1 protein-coding gene is annotated in these 1026 nt (G+C 55.6%); it reads right to left on the bottom strand.

The features are described from left to right. Window positions 1–1026, bottom strand: a 1026-nt coding sequence (locus tag Xenpb_RS19320) for a SpvB/TcaC N-terminal domain-containing protein (protein WP_304952561.1), incomplete at both ends; no start/stop codon positions are given.

The following is a 1026-nucleotide window of genomic DNA, read 5'->3' as shown; positions in this document are numbered from 1 at the left end:
CCGGGGATCGGTAATGTCATGCCGTCGGACTGGATAACGGTGCTGCCTTTTTTCCAGCCCGTTGGTTGGTTAGCGTACAAACGGACACTGCGGGGTCCAATCATGACCAAATCAGCCAGTCCCGCCCCGGTCAGGTCAGCCAGTTGTGCCTGCGGGTGAAAATACTCAACCGGCAGGGCGGATAATGGGATAAAAGGAGACCACTGCCCATCGGGTGCCATCGTGTGATAGCCATTGACTCCGGCAGAGGTGACGACCCAATCCAGCTTGCCATCCCCGTTGAGGTCCATCAGTGAGGCATTATTCTGCTGGGCGGGGATCTGCGGCAGCGGTTTTATCTCCCCATAGGCCACGGCATTGTGTTCTCCGGCCTGGGTGTCACGTTGGGGAGAGCGATACCACCACGCGCGGGGAGCATCCTGATAAAGGATACCCGGTAAGCCTTCGCCATACAGGTCCACGAACTGATAAGGCTGGAGTGGATTAAACTTGTCCAACTGCGGCATGGGCTGCCAGGCCGGCAACGACGCTGTATCCAGCCGTTGATAATCCAGCTCCAGCGGCGGCAGGGTGGCGGGTGTCCCGTCATTCTCGTGTGCTACCTGACGGGCAGAAACCAGGGTACTGATACTGTGATTGGGATCGTAACTCAGCATCAGACGTGAGACTAAGGCCGGCACTTCGCCGGCCTCATTTTTACCTGCCAGCGCATCCAAGTGATGGAACATCAGTACTTGTTGGCACAAACGGCGGGTACGGATTTCAAAACCGTATTCAAAACGGGAGAAACAATCGGGGCGAGCCGTCCAGCTTGCCGATCCTGCCTGAAACGCAGGGACTTCATACAGTGAGCCTGCCCGTTCACCGTAATCAAACACCAAATGAAATAGCCACTGATCATGGGCAGGCAGCGCCTTATCCAGGGCAAACAGGCTTGTCTGTGGCGTGATATTACCGTAGTTAACCTGTATCAAATAGCGTTGTGCACCGGATAACGGGTGTTGTTCTTTTTCATGTTCATCGCAG

It is taken from the genome of Xenorhabdus sp. PB62.4, assembly GCF_014467285.1.
Taxonomy (GTDB): Bacteria; Pseudomonadota; Gammaproteobacteria; order Enterobacterales; family Enterobacteriaceae; genus Xenorhabdus.
Note: the sequence above shows the minus strand (reverse complement) of the source record. Positions and strands in the feature narration are given on the sequence as shown.